Annotated in this window: 14 protein-coding genes; 10 read left to right on the forward strand and 4 right to left on the reverse strand. The window is 70.2% G+C overall.

The window, feature by feature from the left end:
- Window positions 1-6 precede the first annotated feature (6 nt).
- On the reverse strand, window positions 7-741 hold the full coding sequence (locus tag AB0M70_RS21730; protein WP_365821655.1) for a glycoside hydrolase family 75 protein: 735 nt from the start codon (window positions 739-741) through the stop codon (window positions 7-9).
- 212 nt (window positions 742-953) lie between these two features.
- Here AB0M70_RS21730 and AB0M70_RS21735 point away from each other — a divergent pair, with 212 nt between their 5' ends.
- Complete coding sequence (locus AB0M70_RS21735; protein ID WP_365821657.1) at window positions 954-1952, forward strand: fibronectin type III domain-containing protein; 999 nt, start codon at window positions 954-956, stop codon at window positions 1950-1952.
- Between the two features lie 211 nt (window positions 1953-2163).
- Window positions 2164-2676 (forward strand): hypothetical protein, encoded by a 513-nt coding sequence (locus AB0M70_RS21740; protein ID WP_365821659.1) that lies wholly within the window; start codon window positions 2164-2166, stop codon window positions 2674-2676.
- 92 nt (window positions 2677-2768) lie between these two features.
- On the opposite strand, the gene AB0M70_RS21745 is transcribed toward AB0M70_RS21740, so the two are convergent.
- Window positions 2769-3320 carry a PadR family transcriptional regulator gene (locus tag AB0M70_RS21745; protein WP_365821661.1) on the reverse strand — a complete coding sequence of 184 codons (552 nt, stop codon included), beginning with the start codon at window positions 3318-3320 and terminating at the stop codon, window positions 2769-2771.
- A 59-nt stretch (window positions 3321-3379) separates the two neighbouring features.
- Window positions 3380-5401 carry an NADPH-dependent 2,4-dienoyl-CoA reductase gene (locus AB0M70_RS21750; protein ID WP_365821663.1) on the reverse strand — a complete coding sequence of 674 codons (2022 nt, stop codon included), beginning with the start codon at window positions 5399-5401 and terminating at the stop codon, window positions 3380-3382.
- Between the two features lie 351 nt (window positions 5402-5752).
- Here AB0M70_RS21750 and AB0M70_RS21755 point away from each other — a divergent pair, with 351 nt between their 5' ends.
- Window positions 5753-6271 (forward strand): methylated-DNA--[protein]-cysteine S-methyltransferase, encoded by a 519-nt coding sequence (locus AB0M70_RS21755; protein ID WP_365821665.1) that lies wholly within the window; start codon window positions 5753-5755, stop codon window positions 6269-6271.
- Here the strand turns inward: AB0M70_RS21755 and AB0M70_RS21760 are convergent.
- A complete protein-coding gene (locus AB0M70_RS21760) occupies window positions 6268-7035 on the reverse strand; it encodes an IclR family transcriptional regulator (protein ID WP_365821667.1) in 768 nt (255 codons plus the stop codon). The two genes, AB0M70_RS21755 and AB0M70_RS21760, sit on opposite strands and share 4 nt — an antisense overlap.
- Before the next feature lie 254 nt (window positions 7036-7289).
- Here AB0M70_RS21760 and AB0M70_RS21765 point away from each other — a divergent pair, with 254 nt between their 5' ends.
- From AB0M70_RS21765 to AB0M70_RS21795, 7 genes are all read left to right on the forward strand, one after another.
- Window positions 7290-8450 (forward strand): mandelate racemase/muconate lactonizing enzyme family protein, encoded by a 1161-nt coding sequence (locus AB0M70_RS21765; RefSeq protein WP_365821669.1) that lies wholly within the window; start codon window positions 7290-7292, stop codon window positions 8448-8450.
- Window positions 8447-9466 carry an alcohol dehydrogenase catalytic domain-containing protein gene (locus AB0M70_RS21770; protein WP_365821671.1) on the forward strand — a complete coding sequence of 340 codons (1020 nt, stop codon included), beginning with the start codon at window positions 8447-8449 and terminating at the stop codon, window positions 9464-9466. The genes AB0M70_RS21765 and AB0M70_RS21770 overlap by 4 nt, the downstream gene beginning before the upstream one ends.
- A 105-nt stretch (window positions 9467-9571) precedes the next feature.
- On the forward strand, window positions 9572-10540 hold the full coding sequence (locus tag AB0M70_RS21775) for a hypothetical protein (RefSeq protein WP_365821673.1): 969 nt from the start codon (window positions 9572-9574) through the stop codon (window positions 10538-10540).
- A gap of 3 nt (window positions 10541-10543) precedes the next feature.
- Window positions 10544-11662 (forward strand): multiple monosaccharide ABC transporter substrate-binding protein, encoded by a 1119-nt coding sequence (gene chvE / locus AB0M70_RS21780; protein ID WP_365821675.1) that lies wholly within the window; start codon window positions 10544-10546, stop codon window positions 11660-11662.
- Complete coding sequence (mmsA, locus tag AB0M70_RS21785; protein WP_365821677.1) at window positions 11659-13218, forward strand: multiple monosaccharide ABC transporter ATP-binding protein; 1560 nt, start codon at window positions 11659-11661, stop codon at window positions 13216-13218. Before chvE ends, mmsA begins: the two co-directional genes overlap by 4 nt.
- 10 nt (window positions 13219-13228) lie before the next feature.
- Entirely contained in the window at window positions 13229-14458 is a 1230-nt protein-coding gene (mmsB, locus tag AB0M70_RS21790) for a multiple monosaccharide ABC transporter permease (protein ID WP_365821679.1), read from the forward strand.
- Window positions 14459-14491: 33 nt separating this feature from the next.
- A complete protein-coding gene (locus tag AB0M70_RS21795; protein ID WP_365821681.1) occupies window positions 14492-15646 on the forward strand; it encodes an aldose epimerase family protein in 1155 nt (384 codons plus the stop codon).
- Window positions 15647-15676 lie beyond the last annotated feature (30 nt).

Here is a 15676-nt window from a genome sequence, read left to right on the forward strand (position 1 = left end):
GGGAGGTCAGTTCTCACGGAGGAACTGCTGGGCCAGCGCGTCACCCCGGGTGACCGCGGCCTGGTGGCTCTCGATGGGGGAGGCCCTGGGACCGTCGAAGACGATGTAGGTGACACCCGAGGCGGTGCCGCCCGTCCTGGGGTCGGGGTTGATGCCGAGCGACTTCGCCGCCGCGTACGACGCCTCGCCGATGAGCTCGGTGGGCCCGGTGTCGCCCACGACGGCGTACAGGACCTTGTCCTGATGGATCACGGCGACCACCGAGCCGCCCGTGATGCCGTGCTTCGCGTAGTTCCAGCGGCTGCTCGGGCCCGGCACGACGACGTACGGGAGGTGCTCCGCGCTGAGCTGGCGGCCGTTGGATTCCTGGAACGCGGTGGCGTCCTGGAACAGCGGGTCAGTGAGCCGGTTGCAGGCCTTGGTCGGTCGGCCGTCGCAGTCGATGTCCATGTCGGCCTTCCAGAACACCGCGCCCCGCTTCCCGCAGACGGGGATGTCCGCGCCGGCTCCCTCGTCCGTACGGAACTTGCCCTGGGAGACCTGCTCGCAGGTCGCCGCCTTAGTGAGGAGAGCGGCGGCGGACACCGATCCCTCCTGCGCCCGGTCGGCCGAACTCCCGCTGTTCTGCACGGCCTTGAGAGGCGTTTCGCTCTCCTGGGGATGCGCCGAGGCGGGCAGGGACGCGGGGGCGATCAGGGTGGCGACGGCGGCGACGGCGAGCGCCGGAATTCTGGTGCGCACGAGAAAGGGCCTTCCGTGGGGAGGGACTGACGGCCGGTCGGATGCAAGGGGCCGACCGCCTGGAACACCTGACCAGACATGCCAATCTGTCCCGGGTCCTACACCTCGGCCACCGCCCCGGCAGGGACGGAGCACGCCGGACCCCTTGATGTGCACCCGACACCTGTGTCAAATAGGTCCGGACCAATGCCGCCCGAACGGAAGGCACGACCGTGCGACGGACCCCCCACCTGTCCGCCCTCCTGGCCGTCACCGCCTGCGCCCTCACCGCCGGCACCCTCACCTCCTGCACATGGGGCGGCGACGAGGACGCGAAGGACGTGCAGCCGCCGGCCGCACCCCGCGGCGTCACGGTCCAGGCGGGCAGCGCCACCACCGCCCACGTCATGTGGAACCAGGCGACGGACGACACCAAGGTCACCGGCTACGACGTCTACCGGGGCGCGACCAGGGTCAAACGCGTGCCCGGCGGCAAGCACATGGTGGACGTCGTCGGCCTGAAGCCGTCGACCGCCTACACCTTCACCGTCCGCGCCCGGGACGCCGAGGGGAACGTCGGACCGGCCAGCAAGAAGCTGACGGTCACCACACCCGCCGCGGCATCCGCCGACCGCGAGCCGCCCTCCCGCCCCGGGTCCCCGCGCGGCACGGTCGAGGGAAGCCGGGCGGTGACGCTGTCCTGGGGAGCCGCGAGGGACGACAAGGGCGTCGCCTCGTACGAGATCTACCAGGGCTCGTCGAAGATCCACAGCGTGGGCGGGAACGAGCGCGGGACCCTGGTCACGGGGCTGCGGCCGGGCACGGCCTACCGCTTCACCGTCAAGGCCCTGGACGCGGCCGACAACGCGTCCCCCGCGAGCCGCGTCGTCCGCCTCACCACGGCGGCGGGCCGGGACGACGGGAGCGGCACGGCACCGACGGACTTCCGCGCGACGACGCGCCTCGACGAGGGGGCGTACTACATCGACCTGGCGTGGACGCCGCCGCACACCGGCGGCGCGGTCGCGGAGTACCAGATCCATCTCGACGGGAAGATCGCCACCTCGCTGGTGTTCGGCGGCACGGCGCCACGGGACAAGGCCAAGCACGGCTTCTACGTGGGCAGGAAGCCGGGCGACACCCACCGCGTGAAGCTCCGGGCCAAGCTTCCCGACGGGACGTGGGGCGGCTGGTCCCCCGAGCGGACGGTCACCACGGGCCCGCGCCCTTGACGCCGGGTCAGCCGCGGGGTCGGCACCAGGCCGGCCGCCGGCCGGAGCGTCGGCTGTCGGCCGTACGAAGGATTCCGTCACCTGCCCGGTGGCTGTCCGCATGCGGCCTTGCCGGATGGCACGTTGGCTCATCGGCAGGTAGCACGGGCGCTTCCCTACCCCCGGCGGCGCATGGGATGTACCGCCTCCCGTGCCACCGGAGGGCAGACTCATGCGCACACTTCAGATATTCGTCCGCTCCGGCCTGACCATCGCCGCCGCGGCTGCGCTTCCGATGGCACTGACCGCTCCGTCGGCGTCCGCCGCCGCCGGAGGAATCACGGTCACCGCCAAGGGATCGACGGTCACGGTGACCACGGCGGCGTGCCCCGACGGAGGCAACGCCTCGCTGATGAGCAACGGCCAGGCAAGCTTCGCCCAGGGCAGGCAGATGGAACTGACGGGCGGCAGCGCCTCCTGGCAGAACGTCAGCACCGGCCTGCACACGGTGGCGGTGATCTGCGAGGACGGCACGACGGCCGGCTCCCAGACGGTCACCGTCGGGGCGTCGCCGACCACCGCGTCCACGACGGCGCCCGCGCGCGGCGTCCGGGGCGGTCTCGGCGGCGGCAGCGAGGACTACGGCACGACCACCCTCGTCGCGGGCGGGGCCCTCGTGGTCCTGGCCGCGGGCGGTGGCGGCGCCTGGTACCTGCGTCGCCGGGGTGCGCAGCACCGGCTCTGATCCAGGGCCACGAAGAAGCGGCCGCCGCCGGTCCCGACTCTCGTCGGGCCGGTGGCGGCCGTCGTTCGGGTGGGCGTCAGGGCGTCAGGGGTTCAGGCGTCACCTGAGGCGTCGGGCGCCCCGAGCTCCTCCAGGGTCCGCTCCAGCCACTGCGTCCAGAACGTCTCCAGGTCGATCCCGGCCCGCAGCACCACATGCCGCAGGCGGTCCTCCACCGCGTCCTTGCCCGGCGGGAAGTCGCGCTTCTCGATCTCCTCGTACTCGGCCAACTGACTCCGGTGCAGGGCGAGATGGCGGTGCAGGTCCGCCTCGATGCCCTCCGTGCCGACGACCGCGGCCGCCCGCAGGCGCAGCAGGAGTGTGTCCCGCAGCGGCTTGGGGTCCTGGCTCGCGGCCGTCCAGCGGGCCAGCTCGGCGCGGCCCGCGGGCAGGACCTCGTACTCCTTCTTCTGCCCGCGGGTGGCCTGCTGCCGCTCAAGGGCGCGGATGGACCCTTCCCGCTCCAGTTTTCCCAGCTCGCGATAGATCTGCTGGTGCGTGGCCGACCAGAAGTAGCCGATCGACTTGTCGAACCTGCGGGTCAGCTCGAGCCCTGACGAAGGCTTTTCCAGCAGGGCCGTGAGGATCGCGTGCGGGAGTGACATGGCGGCCATCCTAAGTACGGCGTCCACAGCGGACGCCGGGCGTCAAGGAACCACGGGCGTCACAGCGCCGCGGCCAGCTCCGTGCCCTGCTTGATGGCACGCTTGGCGTCCAGCTCGGCCGCCACGTCCGCGCCCCCGATGAGGTGCGCGCTGTGCCCGCCGGCGAGCAGCTCCTCGTACAGGTCGCGGCGCGGGTCCTGGCCCGAGCAGAGGACGACCGTGTCGACGGGGATGACCGTGGACTGCCCGTCGACCGTGATGTGCAGGCCCGCGTCGTCGATGAGGTCGTAGCTCGCGCCCGCGACCATCGTGACGCCCCGGTGGCGCAGCTCGGTGCGGTGGATCCAGCCCGTGGTCTTGCCGAGGCCCTGGCCGACCTTGGAGGTCTTGCGCTGCAGGAGGTGGACCTGGCGCGGCGGGGTGGGGCGGTCGGGCGCGGTCAGGCCGCCGCGGTCCTTGTAGTCCATGTCGACGCCCCACTGACGGAAGTACGTCGCCGGGTCCAGGCTGGCCTTGTCGCCGCTGTCGGTGAGGTACTCGGCGACGTCGAAGCCGATGCCGCCCGCGCCGATGATCGCGACGCGCTCCCCCACGGGCGCGCTGTCACGCAGCACGTCGAGGTAGCCGACCACGCTGGGGTGGTCGATGCCGGGGATCTCGGGGGTGCGCGGGGTGACTCCGGTGGCCACGACGACCTCGTCGTACGCCGCCTTCGCGAGGCTCTCCGCGGTGGCGCGGGTGTTCAACTGCACGTCCACGCCGCGCAGTTCGAGCTGGGTGCGGAAGTAGCGCAGGGTCTCGTCGAACTCTTCCTTGCCGGGCACCTTGCGGGCGACGTTGAGCTGGCCGCCGATCTCGGACGCCGCGTCGATGAGCGTGACGTCGTGGCCGCGCTCGGCCGCGGACACCGCGAAGGCGAGTCCCGCCGGGCCCGCGCCGACGACCGCGACGCGCTTCTTGGTGCGGGTCGGGGCGAGGACGAGCTCGGTCTCGTGGCAGGCGCGCGGGTTCACCAGACAGGAGGTGATCTGCAGGTTGAAGGTGTGGTCCAGGCAGGCCTGGTTGCAGCCGATGCAGGTGTTGATCGCGTCGGCCTGCTCGGCCTCCGCCTTGGCGACGAAGTCCGGGTCGGCGAGGAGCGGGCGGGCCAGGGAGACCATGTCGGCGGCGCCGTCGGCGAGCAACTGCTCGGCGATCTCCGGGGTGTTGATGCGGTTGGTGGTCACGAGCGGCACGGACACCTGGCCCATGACCTTCTTCGTGACGAAGGTGTAGGCGCCGCGCGGCACCGACGTGGCGATGGTGGGGATGCGTGCCTCGTGCCAGCCGATGCCGGTGTTGATGATCGTGGCGCCCGCCGCCTCGATCTCCTTGGCCAGGTGGACGACCTCTTCGAGGGTCGAGCCGCCGGGGATCAGGTCCAGCATGGAGAGGCGGTAGATGATGATGAAGTCCGCGCCGACGCGCTCGCGTATGCGCCGGACGATCTCGACGGGGAAGCGGATGCGGTTCTCGTAGGCGCCGCCCCAGCGGTCGTCGCGCTGGTTGGTGGGGGCCGCGATGAACTCGTTGATCAGATAGCCCTCGGAGCCCATGACCTCGACGCCGTCGTAGCCCGCGAGCTTGGCGAGCTCGGCGGCCCGCACGAAGTCCTCGACGGTCTGCTCGACCTCGGCGTCCTCCAGGGCGCGCGGCACGAAGGGGCTGATCGGCGCCTTGATCGCGCTCGGCGCGACCAGGCCCTCGTGGTAGGCGTACCGCCCGAAGTGCAGGATCTGCATGGCGATCTTGCCGCCCTCGGCGTGCACGGCGGCCGTGATGCCCGCGTGCTCCTCGGCCTCCGCCTCGGTGGTCAGCTTGGCACCGCCGTCCCAGGGGCGGCCGAGCTCGTTCGGCGCGATGCCGCCCGTGACGATGAGGCCGACTCCGCCGCGCGCACGGGTCGCGTAGAACTCCGCCATCCGCCGGAAACCGTCCGGCGCCTCTTCCAGGCCCACGTGCATGGATCCCATCAGGACCCGGTTCGGCAGGGTGGTGAAGCCCAGGTCCAGGGGGTTCAGCAGGTTGGGGTAGCGGCTCATGCGGGCCCTCCGTACGCGATGTGTCGTCGGGACAGTTCTAGAGGACGCCGACCCCTTGTGCAACTAGTTGCATAAAGACGTGGCGGGCGCCACGTCGACTCGACCGCCGTCGACGTGGCTTCCTCGCCGCAGGTTCAGGCCTGGCCGCCGCGGCGAAAGCGGCAAAACGGTCGCCAGGCGTCAAGCCGGCCCCCTGCGAACGGGCCGAGGTCGCCTTCGTCGTCGAGCGCCCGTCTGACCCTGACACCCTCATGAGCGCCAGGTCCGATTCCCGCCAGCCGCGCGCCCCCGCACCCCGCACACTTGGGGACGTCACCGGGGACAGGTCGCCGGGGTGAGAGGGAGCATCTGATGAGCAAGGTCATGACCAAGGCCGTCTACACGACCGTCGAGAGCCCGCTGGGCGAGCTGCTGCTGGTCGGCGAGGAGTCGGCCACCGCGCACGGCGGCACCGCGCTGGCCTCGCTGTCCCTGCCGGGGCAGAAGGGCGGCGTCGTCGTCCAGGACGGGTGGGTGCGCGACGACGAGGCCTTCGCCGTGATCGCCGGGCAGCTGCGCGCGTACTTCGCCGGGACGCTGACGCGTTTCGACATCCAGTACGCGAGCGGCGTCGGCACCGACTTCCAGCGGCGGGTCTGGCAGGCCCTCGACTCGCTCCCCTACGGCACGACCACCACGTACGGGAAGCTCGCCGCAGAGCTCGGCCTCTCGCGTGTGGCGGTCCGCGCCCTGGGCACGGCGATCGGGCGCAACCCCCTGCTCGTCGTCCGCCCCTGCCACCGGGTCATCGGCGCCGACGGCTCGCTGACCGGGTACGCGGGCGGCCTCGAGGCCAAGCGGCGGCTCCTGGACCTGGAGTCGGCGCACTAGCGTCCGCGGTGGCCGAGGCGCTCCGAGAGGTCGCCCGCGCCCTTGGCCGCCAGCTCGGCCAGTTCCTCTTCACGCTGCTCGCTCCAGCGGATCATCGGCACGGAGATGGAGAGCGCCGCGACGACGTGACCCGCGCTGTCACGGACCGGGGCGGCCACGCAGCTGACGTCCGGGTTCGACTCGCGGTGTTCGGCCGCGACACCGCGCTCCCGGATGTCGGCGAGCGCGGCGAGCAGCGCGTCCGGCTCCGTGATGCTGTTCTGCGTCATCGCCACAAGCTCCCGCCCCGCGAGCCGGGATTCGAGCTCCGTCTGGGGCAGTGAGGCGAGCAGCATCTTGCCGACCGACGTGCAGTGGGCGGGCAGTTTGCGGCCCGCGGCGGAGACCATGCGCACGGCGTGCGTGGAGTCCACCTTGGCGATGTAGATGACGTCCGCGTCCTCGAGGACCGCCACGTGGACCGTCTCGTCGCAGGTCTCGGCGACCTCGCGGGCCACCTGCTGCCCCTCCGCGGCGAGGTCGAGCTGCTCCGCGTACCGGCTGCCGAGCTGGTAGGCGCGTACGCCGAGGCGGTAGCGGCCCGACTGGTCCGGTATCTGGACAAGGTACGAGCGGGCGGCAAGGGTGGTGAGCAGTTCGTGCACGGTGGTCCGCGGCAGCCGGAGTCTGCGGGTGACCTCGGGGGCGGACAGCGTGCCGTCGCCCTCCAGGAACAGTTCCAGTATGTCCAGCGCCCTGGTCACCGCGGGAACGAGTCGTCCCATGGTCGGCCTCCCACCCCGTGCGGCCGAAATCGCGTCCGCGTCAGGCCTGCAGACGCGTCCGAAACTTCGGTCAACGATCGATATGACGAACACAGGCTAGACACAGCGACGTTCGGCGCGCAACGGCCCGAGGGCCACCGGTCGGCCCAAGACCGTTTCGCGCGACCCATTGACACCCTGCCGCCTGCGTGAATACGGTCACGCCAACATTTCGAACGTGTGACGAAATACCGAACAACCAAGGGGCAACTGCCTTGCGTATTACGGGAATCAGCACGCACGTGGTGGGGACGCCGTGGCGCAATCTCACCTACGTCCAGGTACACACCGACGAAGGGCTCACCGGCGTCGGCGAGACCCGCATGCTCGGCCACACCGACGCACTGCTCGGCTACCTCCACGAGGCGGCGGCCAACCACGTCGTGGGGTCCGACCCGTTCGCGGTCGAGGACCTCGTGCGGCGGATGAAGTACGGCGACTACGGCCGGGCCGGCGAGATCGTCATGTCGGGCATCGCCTGTGTGGAGATGGCCTGCTGGGACATCAAGGGCAAGGCTCTCGGGGTGCCGGTCTGGCAGCTCCTGGGCGGAAAGGTCACCGACAAGGTCAAGGCCTACGCGAACGGCTGGTACACCACCGAGCGCACACCGGAGGCCTACCACAAGGCCGCCCAGGCCGTGATGGAGCGCGGCTACCGCGCCCTGAAGATCGACCCGTTCGGGACCGGGCACTACGAGCTCGACCAGGCGGGCACCTCGTACGCGGTCTCGCTGATCGAGGCGGTGCGGGACGCGATCGGCCCGGACGCCGAGCTGATGCTGGAGATGCACGGCCGGTTCAGCCCGTCCACCGCCGTGCGCCTCGCGCGGGATCTGGCGCCGTTCAAGCCGGCCTGGCTCGAGGAGCCGGTGCCGCCGGAGAACCTCAAGGCCCTCGAGAAGGTCGCCGCCAAGGTCGACATGCCGATCGCCACCGGCGAGCGCATCCACGACCGGATCGAGTTCCGCGAGCTCTTCGAGTCGCAGGCCGCCGACATCATCCAGCCGGACGTCGGCCACATCGGCGGCATCCTGGAGACCCGCAAGCTGGCCGCGACCGCGGAGACGCACTACACGCTGGTCGCGCCGCACAACGTCGGCGGCTCGGTGCTGACGGCGGCCTCGCTCCAAGTCGCCGCCTGCACGCCCAACTTCAAGATCCTGGAGCACTTCAACGACTTCGCGGACGCGGAGATCAAGAAGGTCGTCAAGGGCGCTCCCCAGGTGGTCGACGGCTACTTCGAGGTGTCGCACGAGCCGGGCCTCGGCGTCGAGCTCGACACGGACGCGGCGGCCGAGTTCCCGCAGCAGCAGGCGCGGTTCGACCTGTGGGCCGAGGGCTGGGAGAAGCGCGCCCCCAAGGCGGCCGTCAAGTGAGCGGCGACTCACGCGCGATCGTCGTCGACCGTCCGGGCGCGCACCGGCTCACGGTCGGGGCGCGCCCCGAGCCGGGACCCGGTGAGGTCCTGGTCCGGGTGGCGGCGGCGGGGATCTGCATGAGCGACCGCGAGGTGTACGACGGCCACCGGGACCCCGCCTACGTGCGCTATCCGGTGATCCCCGGGCACGAGTGGTCCGGCACCGTCGAGGCCGTCGGCGAGGGCGTCGACCCGGCGCTCGCCGGGCACAGGACCGTCGCCGAGGGGTTCAGGGCCTGCGGCACCTGCGAGCGCTGCCGCGAGGGCGAGACGAGCCTGTGCGGCGGCGGTTACGCGGAGACCGGCTTCACCGAGCCCGGCGCCTTCGCCGACCACGTGGTCGTACCCGCCCGGCTGTTGCACCTCCTGCCCGCGGACGCGGACCTGGCAGCCGCGGCCCTGCTCGAACCCGCCGCGGTGATCGCGGGCGCGGTGCGGACGGGGCGGCCGAGGCCCGGCGAGCGGATCGCGGTGGTCGGCGCGGGCACCCTCGGGATGCTGGCGGTGCAGCTCCTCGCCGCGGCCTCGCCCGGTGAGCTCGTCGTGATCGACCCCCGAACCGAGCGCGGCCGCCAGGCGCTTGACTTCGGGGCGAGCGAGAGCCTGACGCCCGCCGAGGCCGAGGGGTACCACGGCCGCTTCGACCTCGTGGTGGAGACCGCGGGGGCGCCGAGCACGGCCGCCGCTTCCTGTCTGCTCGCGCGCAGGGGCGGCCGGGTCGTGCTGACCGGCATGTTCACGCCCGGCGCGGCCGGTATCGATCCGGTGCATCTCTCGCTGAGTCAGCTTCAGGTGCGCAGCGTCTTCGGCGCGCCGTCCCGCGCCTGGTCGGACGCGGTCCGCGCGTTCGGGCTCGGGCTGCTCGACCCGGCGCCGCTCATCACGCACGAGTTCCCGCTGGAGCAGTTCGGCGAGGCGGTGGCGCTGGTCGGCGGCGGCGATCCGAAGACCGGGAAGGTGCTGCTGCGTCCCTGAGACGTGCCTGAGTCGTACCCACCGATCCGACCACTGTCCGAAATATCGAACACAGCAGAGTTCACCGCACAGTTCACAGCAGCATTCACCGCGTATGGGAGTCCCGTGACCAGCCCGTCAGCACCCCGCCGCCCCGGCGTCGACGCCCTCGCCCGCATCGGGCACCCCGTACCCGCCGTCGATCCGGCCGACGCGTCCCCGCACGCGTTCCCCGACGGCGGCACCTGGCGCACCGAGATCCCCTCCGTCGAGGGCCCCGAGGCGCTGGCCGTCGTCCTCAAGGAGAGCTCACGGCTCGATGTGCCGGTCCACCGGATCAGCCAGGGCAGCGGCATCTGGATGCTCTCCGACGTCGAGATCACCGAGATGGTGGAGGCCTGCGCCGAGCGGGACATCGAGCTGTGCCTGTTCACCGGGCCGCGCGGCACCTGGGACATCGGTGCCGCGACCCGCACCGACTCCGGCGGCGGGGGCCTGCGCTCGCGCGGCCATGACGCGCTCGCCGGTTGCGTCGAAGACGCCGTGCGGGCCACCGAGCTGGGCGTGAAGTGCCTCCTCGTCGCCGACGAGGGCGTGCTGTGGACGCTGCACCGGCTGCGGGTGGCCGGTGTGCTCCCCGCCGACACCACGTTCAAGGTGTCGGCCCTGATCGGCCCGGTCAACCCGGCCTCTTACGCGGTCTACGAGCGGCTCGGCGCCGACTCGCTCAACGTCCCGTCCGACCTCACCCTGGACCACTTCACGGAGATCCGCCGGACCAGCCGCGCCCCGATGGACCTGTACGTCGAGGCGCCCGACGACCTCGGCGGCTACGTCCGGATGTACGAGGCCGCCGAGCTGATCCGGCGCGGCGCCCCGCTCTACCTCAAGTTCGGCCTGAGCAAGTCCCCCGGCATCTACCCCTACGGTGCCCACCTGCGCGACCGCACCCTGGACACCGCCCGCGAGCGGGTCCGCCGTGGCCGTCTCGCCCTCGACCTGCTCGCCCGGCACGGCGCGGACGGCGGGATGTCTCCGCTCGGCTCGCGCCTGCCCGGCGAGCTCCAGCGCTTCCCCGTCCCGGAAGGGGACTGATCCATGAGAACCCGCATATCCCGCCTGCGGCTCACCGCCGCGGTGGCCACCGTCGTACTCCTCGGCTCACTGACCGCCTGCGGCCAGGAGGCCAAGGGCGGCAGCCGCTACCAACCGGACGAGGGCAAGGGCAGCACCATCGGGCTCGCGATGCCCACCAAGTCCTCCGAGCGGTGGATAGCCGACGGCAACAACATGGCCGAGCAGTTCGAGAAGGCCGGCTACAAGACCGATCTGCAGTACGGCGACGACAAGGTCGAGAACCAGATCGCCCAGCTGGAGAACATGATCACCAAGGGGCGCAGCCTCCTGGTGGTCGCGGCCATCGACGGCTCCGCGCTCACCGAGGTCCTGCAGCGCGCGGCCGACGCGAACATCCCCGTGATCTCGTACGACCGCCTCATCCTCGGCACGGAGAACGTCGACTACTACGCGTCGTTCGACAACGAGCGCGTCGGCCGCCTGGAAGCCCAGTACATCGTCGACAAGCTGAAGCTGGGCAAGCCCGAGAAGGGCGGCGACGCGAAGAACATCGAGCTGTTCGCGGGCTCGCCGGACGACAACAACACCAAGTACTTCTGGAACGGCGCCATGAAGGTGCTCGAACCGTACTTCAAGAGCGGTCAGCTCACCGTCCGCAGCAAGCAGACGAAGATGAACCAGGCCACCACGCTGCGCTGGGACGGCGGCACCGCGCAGAAGCGCATGGACGACCTGATCAGCAAGAACTACGGCTCCGCGAAGGTCGACGCGGTCCTCTCGCCGTACGACGGGATCTCGATCGGGATCATCTCCGCGCTGAAGAGCGCGGGATACGGCTCCAAGAGCCAGCCCCTGCCGGTCATCACCGGGCAGGACGCGGAGCTCGCGTCGGTGAAGTCCATCATCCGCGGCGAGCAGACGCAGACGGTGTTCAAGGACACCCGCAAGCTGGCCGCGCAGACGGTGGCCATGGGGGACGCGGTCCTGAACGACAAGAAGCCCAAGGTGAACAACACCAAGGACTACAACAACGGCAAGAAGACCGTGCCGTCCTTCCTGCTCGACCCGGTCAGCATCGACAAGTCCAACACCCAACTCCTGGTCGACGAGGGTTACTTCAAGGCCGGGCAGCTCTCATGAGCGGGCCCGTGCTTGAAATGCGCGGCATCACCAAGACGTTCCCCGGCGTCAAGGCGCTCTCCGACGTGAACCTGACCGTGGGCCCCGGGGAGATCCACGCGATCTGCGGCGAGAACGGCGCGGGCAAGTCGACGCTGATGAAGGTCCTCAGCGGCGTCCACGAGCACGGCAGTTACGACGGCGAGATCCACTTCGAGGGCCGGCGGATGGCCTTCAAGGACATCCGCGCCAGCGAGAAGCACGGCATCGTGATCATCCATCAGGAGCTTGCGCTCGTCCCGTACCTGTCCATCGCCGAGAACATCTTCCTGGGCAACGAACAGAGCACCCGGGGCTTCATCGACTGGAACGACACCCTGCGCAGGGCGAGCGCGCTGCTCAAGCGGGTCGGCCTGAAGGAGAAGCCACAGACCCCGGTGGCCGACATCGGGGTGGGCAAGCAGCAGCTGGTCGAGATCGCCAAGGCTCTGTCCAAGGAGGTGAAGCTGCTCATCCTGGACGAGCCGACGGCCGCCCTGAACGACGAGGACAGCGCGAAACTCCTGGACCTGATCCTGGAGCTGCGCGAGCAGGGCATCGCCTGCATCATCATCTCGCACAAGCTGAACGAGATCAGGGCCATCACCGACTCGGTGACGATCCTGCGTGACGGGCAGACCATCGAGACCCTGACGGTGCGTGAGACGCCGTCCTCCGCACCGCAGTTGTCCGAGGACCGCATCATCCGCGGCATGGTCGGCCGCGACCTCGACCACCGCTTCCCCGACCGCACGCCCTACGAGGGCGAGGACGCGGGTTCCCTCGCCCTGTCCGTCGAGGGCTGGACGGTGCGGCACCCGGTCGACCACCACCGCAAGGTCGTCGACGACGTGTCCCTGACGGTGCGGCGCGGCGAGATCGTCGGCATCGCGGGCCTGATGGGCGCGGGCCGCACGGAGCTCGCGATGTCCGTCTTCGGGCGTTCCTACGGCCAGTACGTCACCGGGACGGTGGCCGTCGGCGGGCGCGAGGTCGTGACGAAGAACGTGCCCGCCGCGGTCGACGCGGGGATCGCGTACGTCACCGAGGACCGCAAGCAGTACGGCCTGAACCTCATCGACAACATCAACCGCAACATCTCCCTGGCCTCGCTCTCCGGCATGCGGCGCAAGGACGGCTTCGTCGACGAGCACAAGGAACGCTCGGTCTCCGAGCGCTACCGCAAGTCGATGAACATCAAGGCCCCCACCGTCTTCGAGCAGGTGGGGCGGCTTTCGGGCGGCAATCAGCAGAAGGTCGTCCTGAGCAAGTGGATCCACGCCGACCCCGAGGTCCTGATCCTCGACGAGCCGACCCGCGGCATCGACATCGGCGCGAAGTACGAGATCTACACCGTCATCGACAAGCTGGCGGCCTCGGGCAAGGCGGTGCTGTTCATCTCCTCCGAACTGCCCGAGCTGCTCGGGATGTGCGACCGGATCTACACGATGGCCGAGGGCCGGCTGACCGGTGAGGTCGACCGCGCGGACGCCACCCAGGAACTCCTGATGCGCCACATGACCCAGAACAGAAGCTGAGGCATCCGCCATGACCACCACGACCACGCCACCACGTGACGCGTCGTCCACGCCGTCCGCCAAGGAGTCCACGCGTGCCCTGCTGCTGCAGAGCGTGCGCTCCAACATGCGCCAGTACGGCATGCTCGTCGCCCTGGCCTTCATCGTCATCCTGTTCCAGATCTGGACCGACGGCACGCTGCTCCTGCCGAACAACGTGTCCAACCTGATCCAGCAGAACGGCTACATTCTCATCCTGGCCATCGGCATGATGATCGTCATCATCGCCGGCCACATCGATCTGTCCGTCGGCTCCCTGGTCGCCTTCGTCGGCGCCATGTCGGCGGTGATGATGGTCAAGCACGACATGCCCTGGGTGCTCGCGCTCGTCCTCTCGCTGCTCATCGGCGCGGTCGCCGGCGCGTGGCAAGGGTTCTTCATCGCCTACGTCGGCATCCCGTCGTTCATCGTGACCCTGGCCGGCATGCTGCTCTTCCGTGGTCTCACGCAGATCGTCCTGGAGGGCCAGTCGCTCTCGCCGTTCCCCGAGGGCTTCCAGAACATCGCCAAGGGCTTCATCCCCGAGATGGGCCCGTACACGCAGTACCACAACCCGACGCTGCTCCTCGGCGCGGTGACGGTCGCGTTCCTGCTCTTCCGCGAATGGCGCAGCCGCAAGCAGCAGTTGGCCTACGACCTCGACGTGATGCCGACGGGCCTGTGGGTGGCCAAGCTGGTGGCGGTCTCCGCCGCCGTCATCGCCTTCACGCTGACCCTCGCGAGCTTCCACGGCGTACCCGTCGTGCTTCTCATCATGTGCGGTCTGCTCATCGCCCTCGGCTACGTGATGCGCAACGCGGTCGTCGGCCGCCACGTCTACGCGCTCGGCGGCAACAAGGCGGCGGCGAAGCTGTCCGGCGTCAAGGACAAGCGCGTCACCTTCCTGATCTTCGTCAACATGGGCGTGCTCGCGGCGCTCGCGGGCTGTGTGTACGCGGCGCGCCTGAACGCGGGCACCCCGCAGGCGGGCCTGAACTTCGAACTGGAGGCCATCGCGGCCTCGTTCATCGGCGGCGCGTCGATGAGCGGCGGCGTCGGCACGGTGATGGGCGCCGTGATCGGTGGCCTGGTGCTCGGCGTCCTCAACAACGGCATGTCCCTGGTGAACATCGGCACCGACTACCAGCAGGTCATCAAGGGGCTCGTGCTGCTCGCCGCGGTCGGCTTCGACGTCTGGAACAAGCGCAAGGTCGGCCGCTAGTCCTCTCCCCAACTCCCCTGTCTGGAGCCGCACATGGAAACGAGCAGACGCACCGTCCTGGCATCGGCCGCAGCCGCCGGCCTCACCGCCGCCGTCGCCGGCACCGCGTACGCGTCACCGGGTTCCGGCCGTACGCCCACCAAGGAGCTCTTCGGCAAGCTGGCCGACGGCACCAAGGTGTACCGCTGGTCCCTGGCCAACGGCGGCACCCGCATGAAGGTGCTCTCGTACGGCGGCATCGTGCAGTCCCTCGAACTCCCGGACCGCCACGGCCGGTACACCAACGTGTCCCTCGGCTACGACACCATCGAGGCGTACGTCGCCGGAACCACCTTCTTCGGCGCACTCATCGGCCGCTACGGCAACCGCATCGCCAAGGGCCGCTTCACCCTGGACGGCAAGACCCACCAGCTCTCCGTGAACGACGGCGAGAACAGCCTGCACGGCGGGGCCAAGGGCTTCGACACGCGGGTGTGGCACGTCGAACCGTTCCAGGACTCCTCCGGCGTCGGCCTGCGCATGCGCTACACCAGCGTCGACGGCGAGATGGGCTACCCCGGAACGCTGCGGGTCACCGTCACGTACACGCTCGACGCGCGCGGCGACTGGCGCATCGACTACGCGGCGACCACGGACAAGGCCACCGTGGTGAACCTGACCAACCACACGTACTACAACCTGGCGGGCGAGGGCAGCGGCGACATCATGGGCCACGAACTGGCCCTCGCCGCATCCCGGTTCACGCCCACCGACGCCGGTCTCATCCCGACGGGCGAGCTGGCGAAGGTGGCGGGCACGCCCTTCGACTTCCGGCGCGCGAAGAAGGTCGGCGAGGACATCCGCGTCTCCCACCCCCAGCTGGTGACCGCCAAGGGCTTCGACCACAACTGGACCCTGGACAAGGGCATCACCCGGCGCCCCGAACACTTCGCGACGCTGCGGGACCCGGGGTCGGGGCGCACCCTGAAGATCGCCACGACCGAGCCCGGCGTGCAGTTCTACTCCGGGAACTTCCTGGACGGCACCCTCACCGGGCCTTCCGGGCGCACCTACCGGCAGGGGGACGGCATGTGCCTGGAGACCCAGCACTTCCCGGACTCCCCCAACCAGCCGAAGTTCCCCTCGACGGTGCTGCGCCCCGGCCAGACCTACCGGTCGAGCACGGTGCACAGCTTCTCGGCACGCTGAGCCTAAAGGCGATGCGGCACGGCCCGGTGG

Origin of the sequence: Streptomyces sp. NPDC051214, from assembly GCF_040682375.1 — a bacterium.
Taxonomy (GTDB): domain Bacteria; phylum Actinomycetota; class Actinomycetes; order Streptomycetales; family Streptomycetaceae; genus Streptomyces.

What these genes read in the sequence shown, in the direction of transcription:
- mmsB (WP_365821679.1), top strand. Translation starts at nt 13,229, where the DNA reads ATGACCACCACGACCACGCCACCACGTGACGCGTCGTCCACGCCGTCC.
- AB0M70_RS21745 (WP_365821661.1), bottom strand. Translation starts at nt 3,320, where the DNA reads ATGTCACTCCCGCACGCGATCCTCACGGCCCTGCTGGAAAAGCCTTCG.
- AB0M70_RS21755 (WP_365821665.1), top strand. Translation starts at nt 5,753, where the DNA reads ATGAGCAAGGTCATGACCAAGGCCGTCTACACGACCGTCGAGAGCCCG.
- AB0M70_RS21740 (WP_365821659.1), top strand. Translation starts at nt 2,164, where the DNA reads ATGCGCACACTTCAGATATTCGTCCGCTCCGGCCTGACCATCGCCGCC.
- AB0M70_RS21750 (WP_365821663.1), bottom strand. Translation starts at nt 5,401, where the DNA reads ATGAGCCGCTACCCCAACCTGCTGAACCCCCTGGACCTGGGCTTCACC.
- chvE (WP_365821675.1), top strand. Translation starts at nt 10,544, where the DNA reads ATGAGAACCCGCATATCCCGCCTGCGGCTCACCGCCGCGGTGGCCACC.
- mmsA (WP_365821677.1), top strand. Translation starts at nt 11,659, where the DNA reads ATGAGCGGGCCCGTGCTTGAAATGCGCGGCATCACCAAGACGTTCCCC.
- AB0M70_RS21760 (WP_365821667.1), bottom strand. Translation starts at nt 7,035, where the DNA reads ATGGGACGACTCGTTCCCGCGGTGACCAGGGCGCTGGACATACTGGAA.
- AB0M70_RS21795 (WP_365821681.1), top strand. Translation starts at nt 14,492, where the DNA reads ATGGAAACGAGCAGACGCACCGTCCTGGCATCGGCCGCAGCCGCCGGC.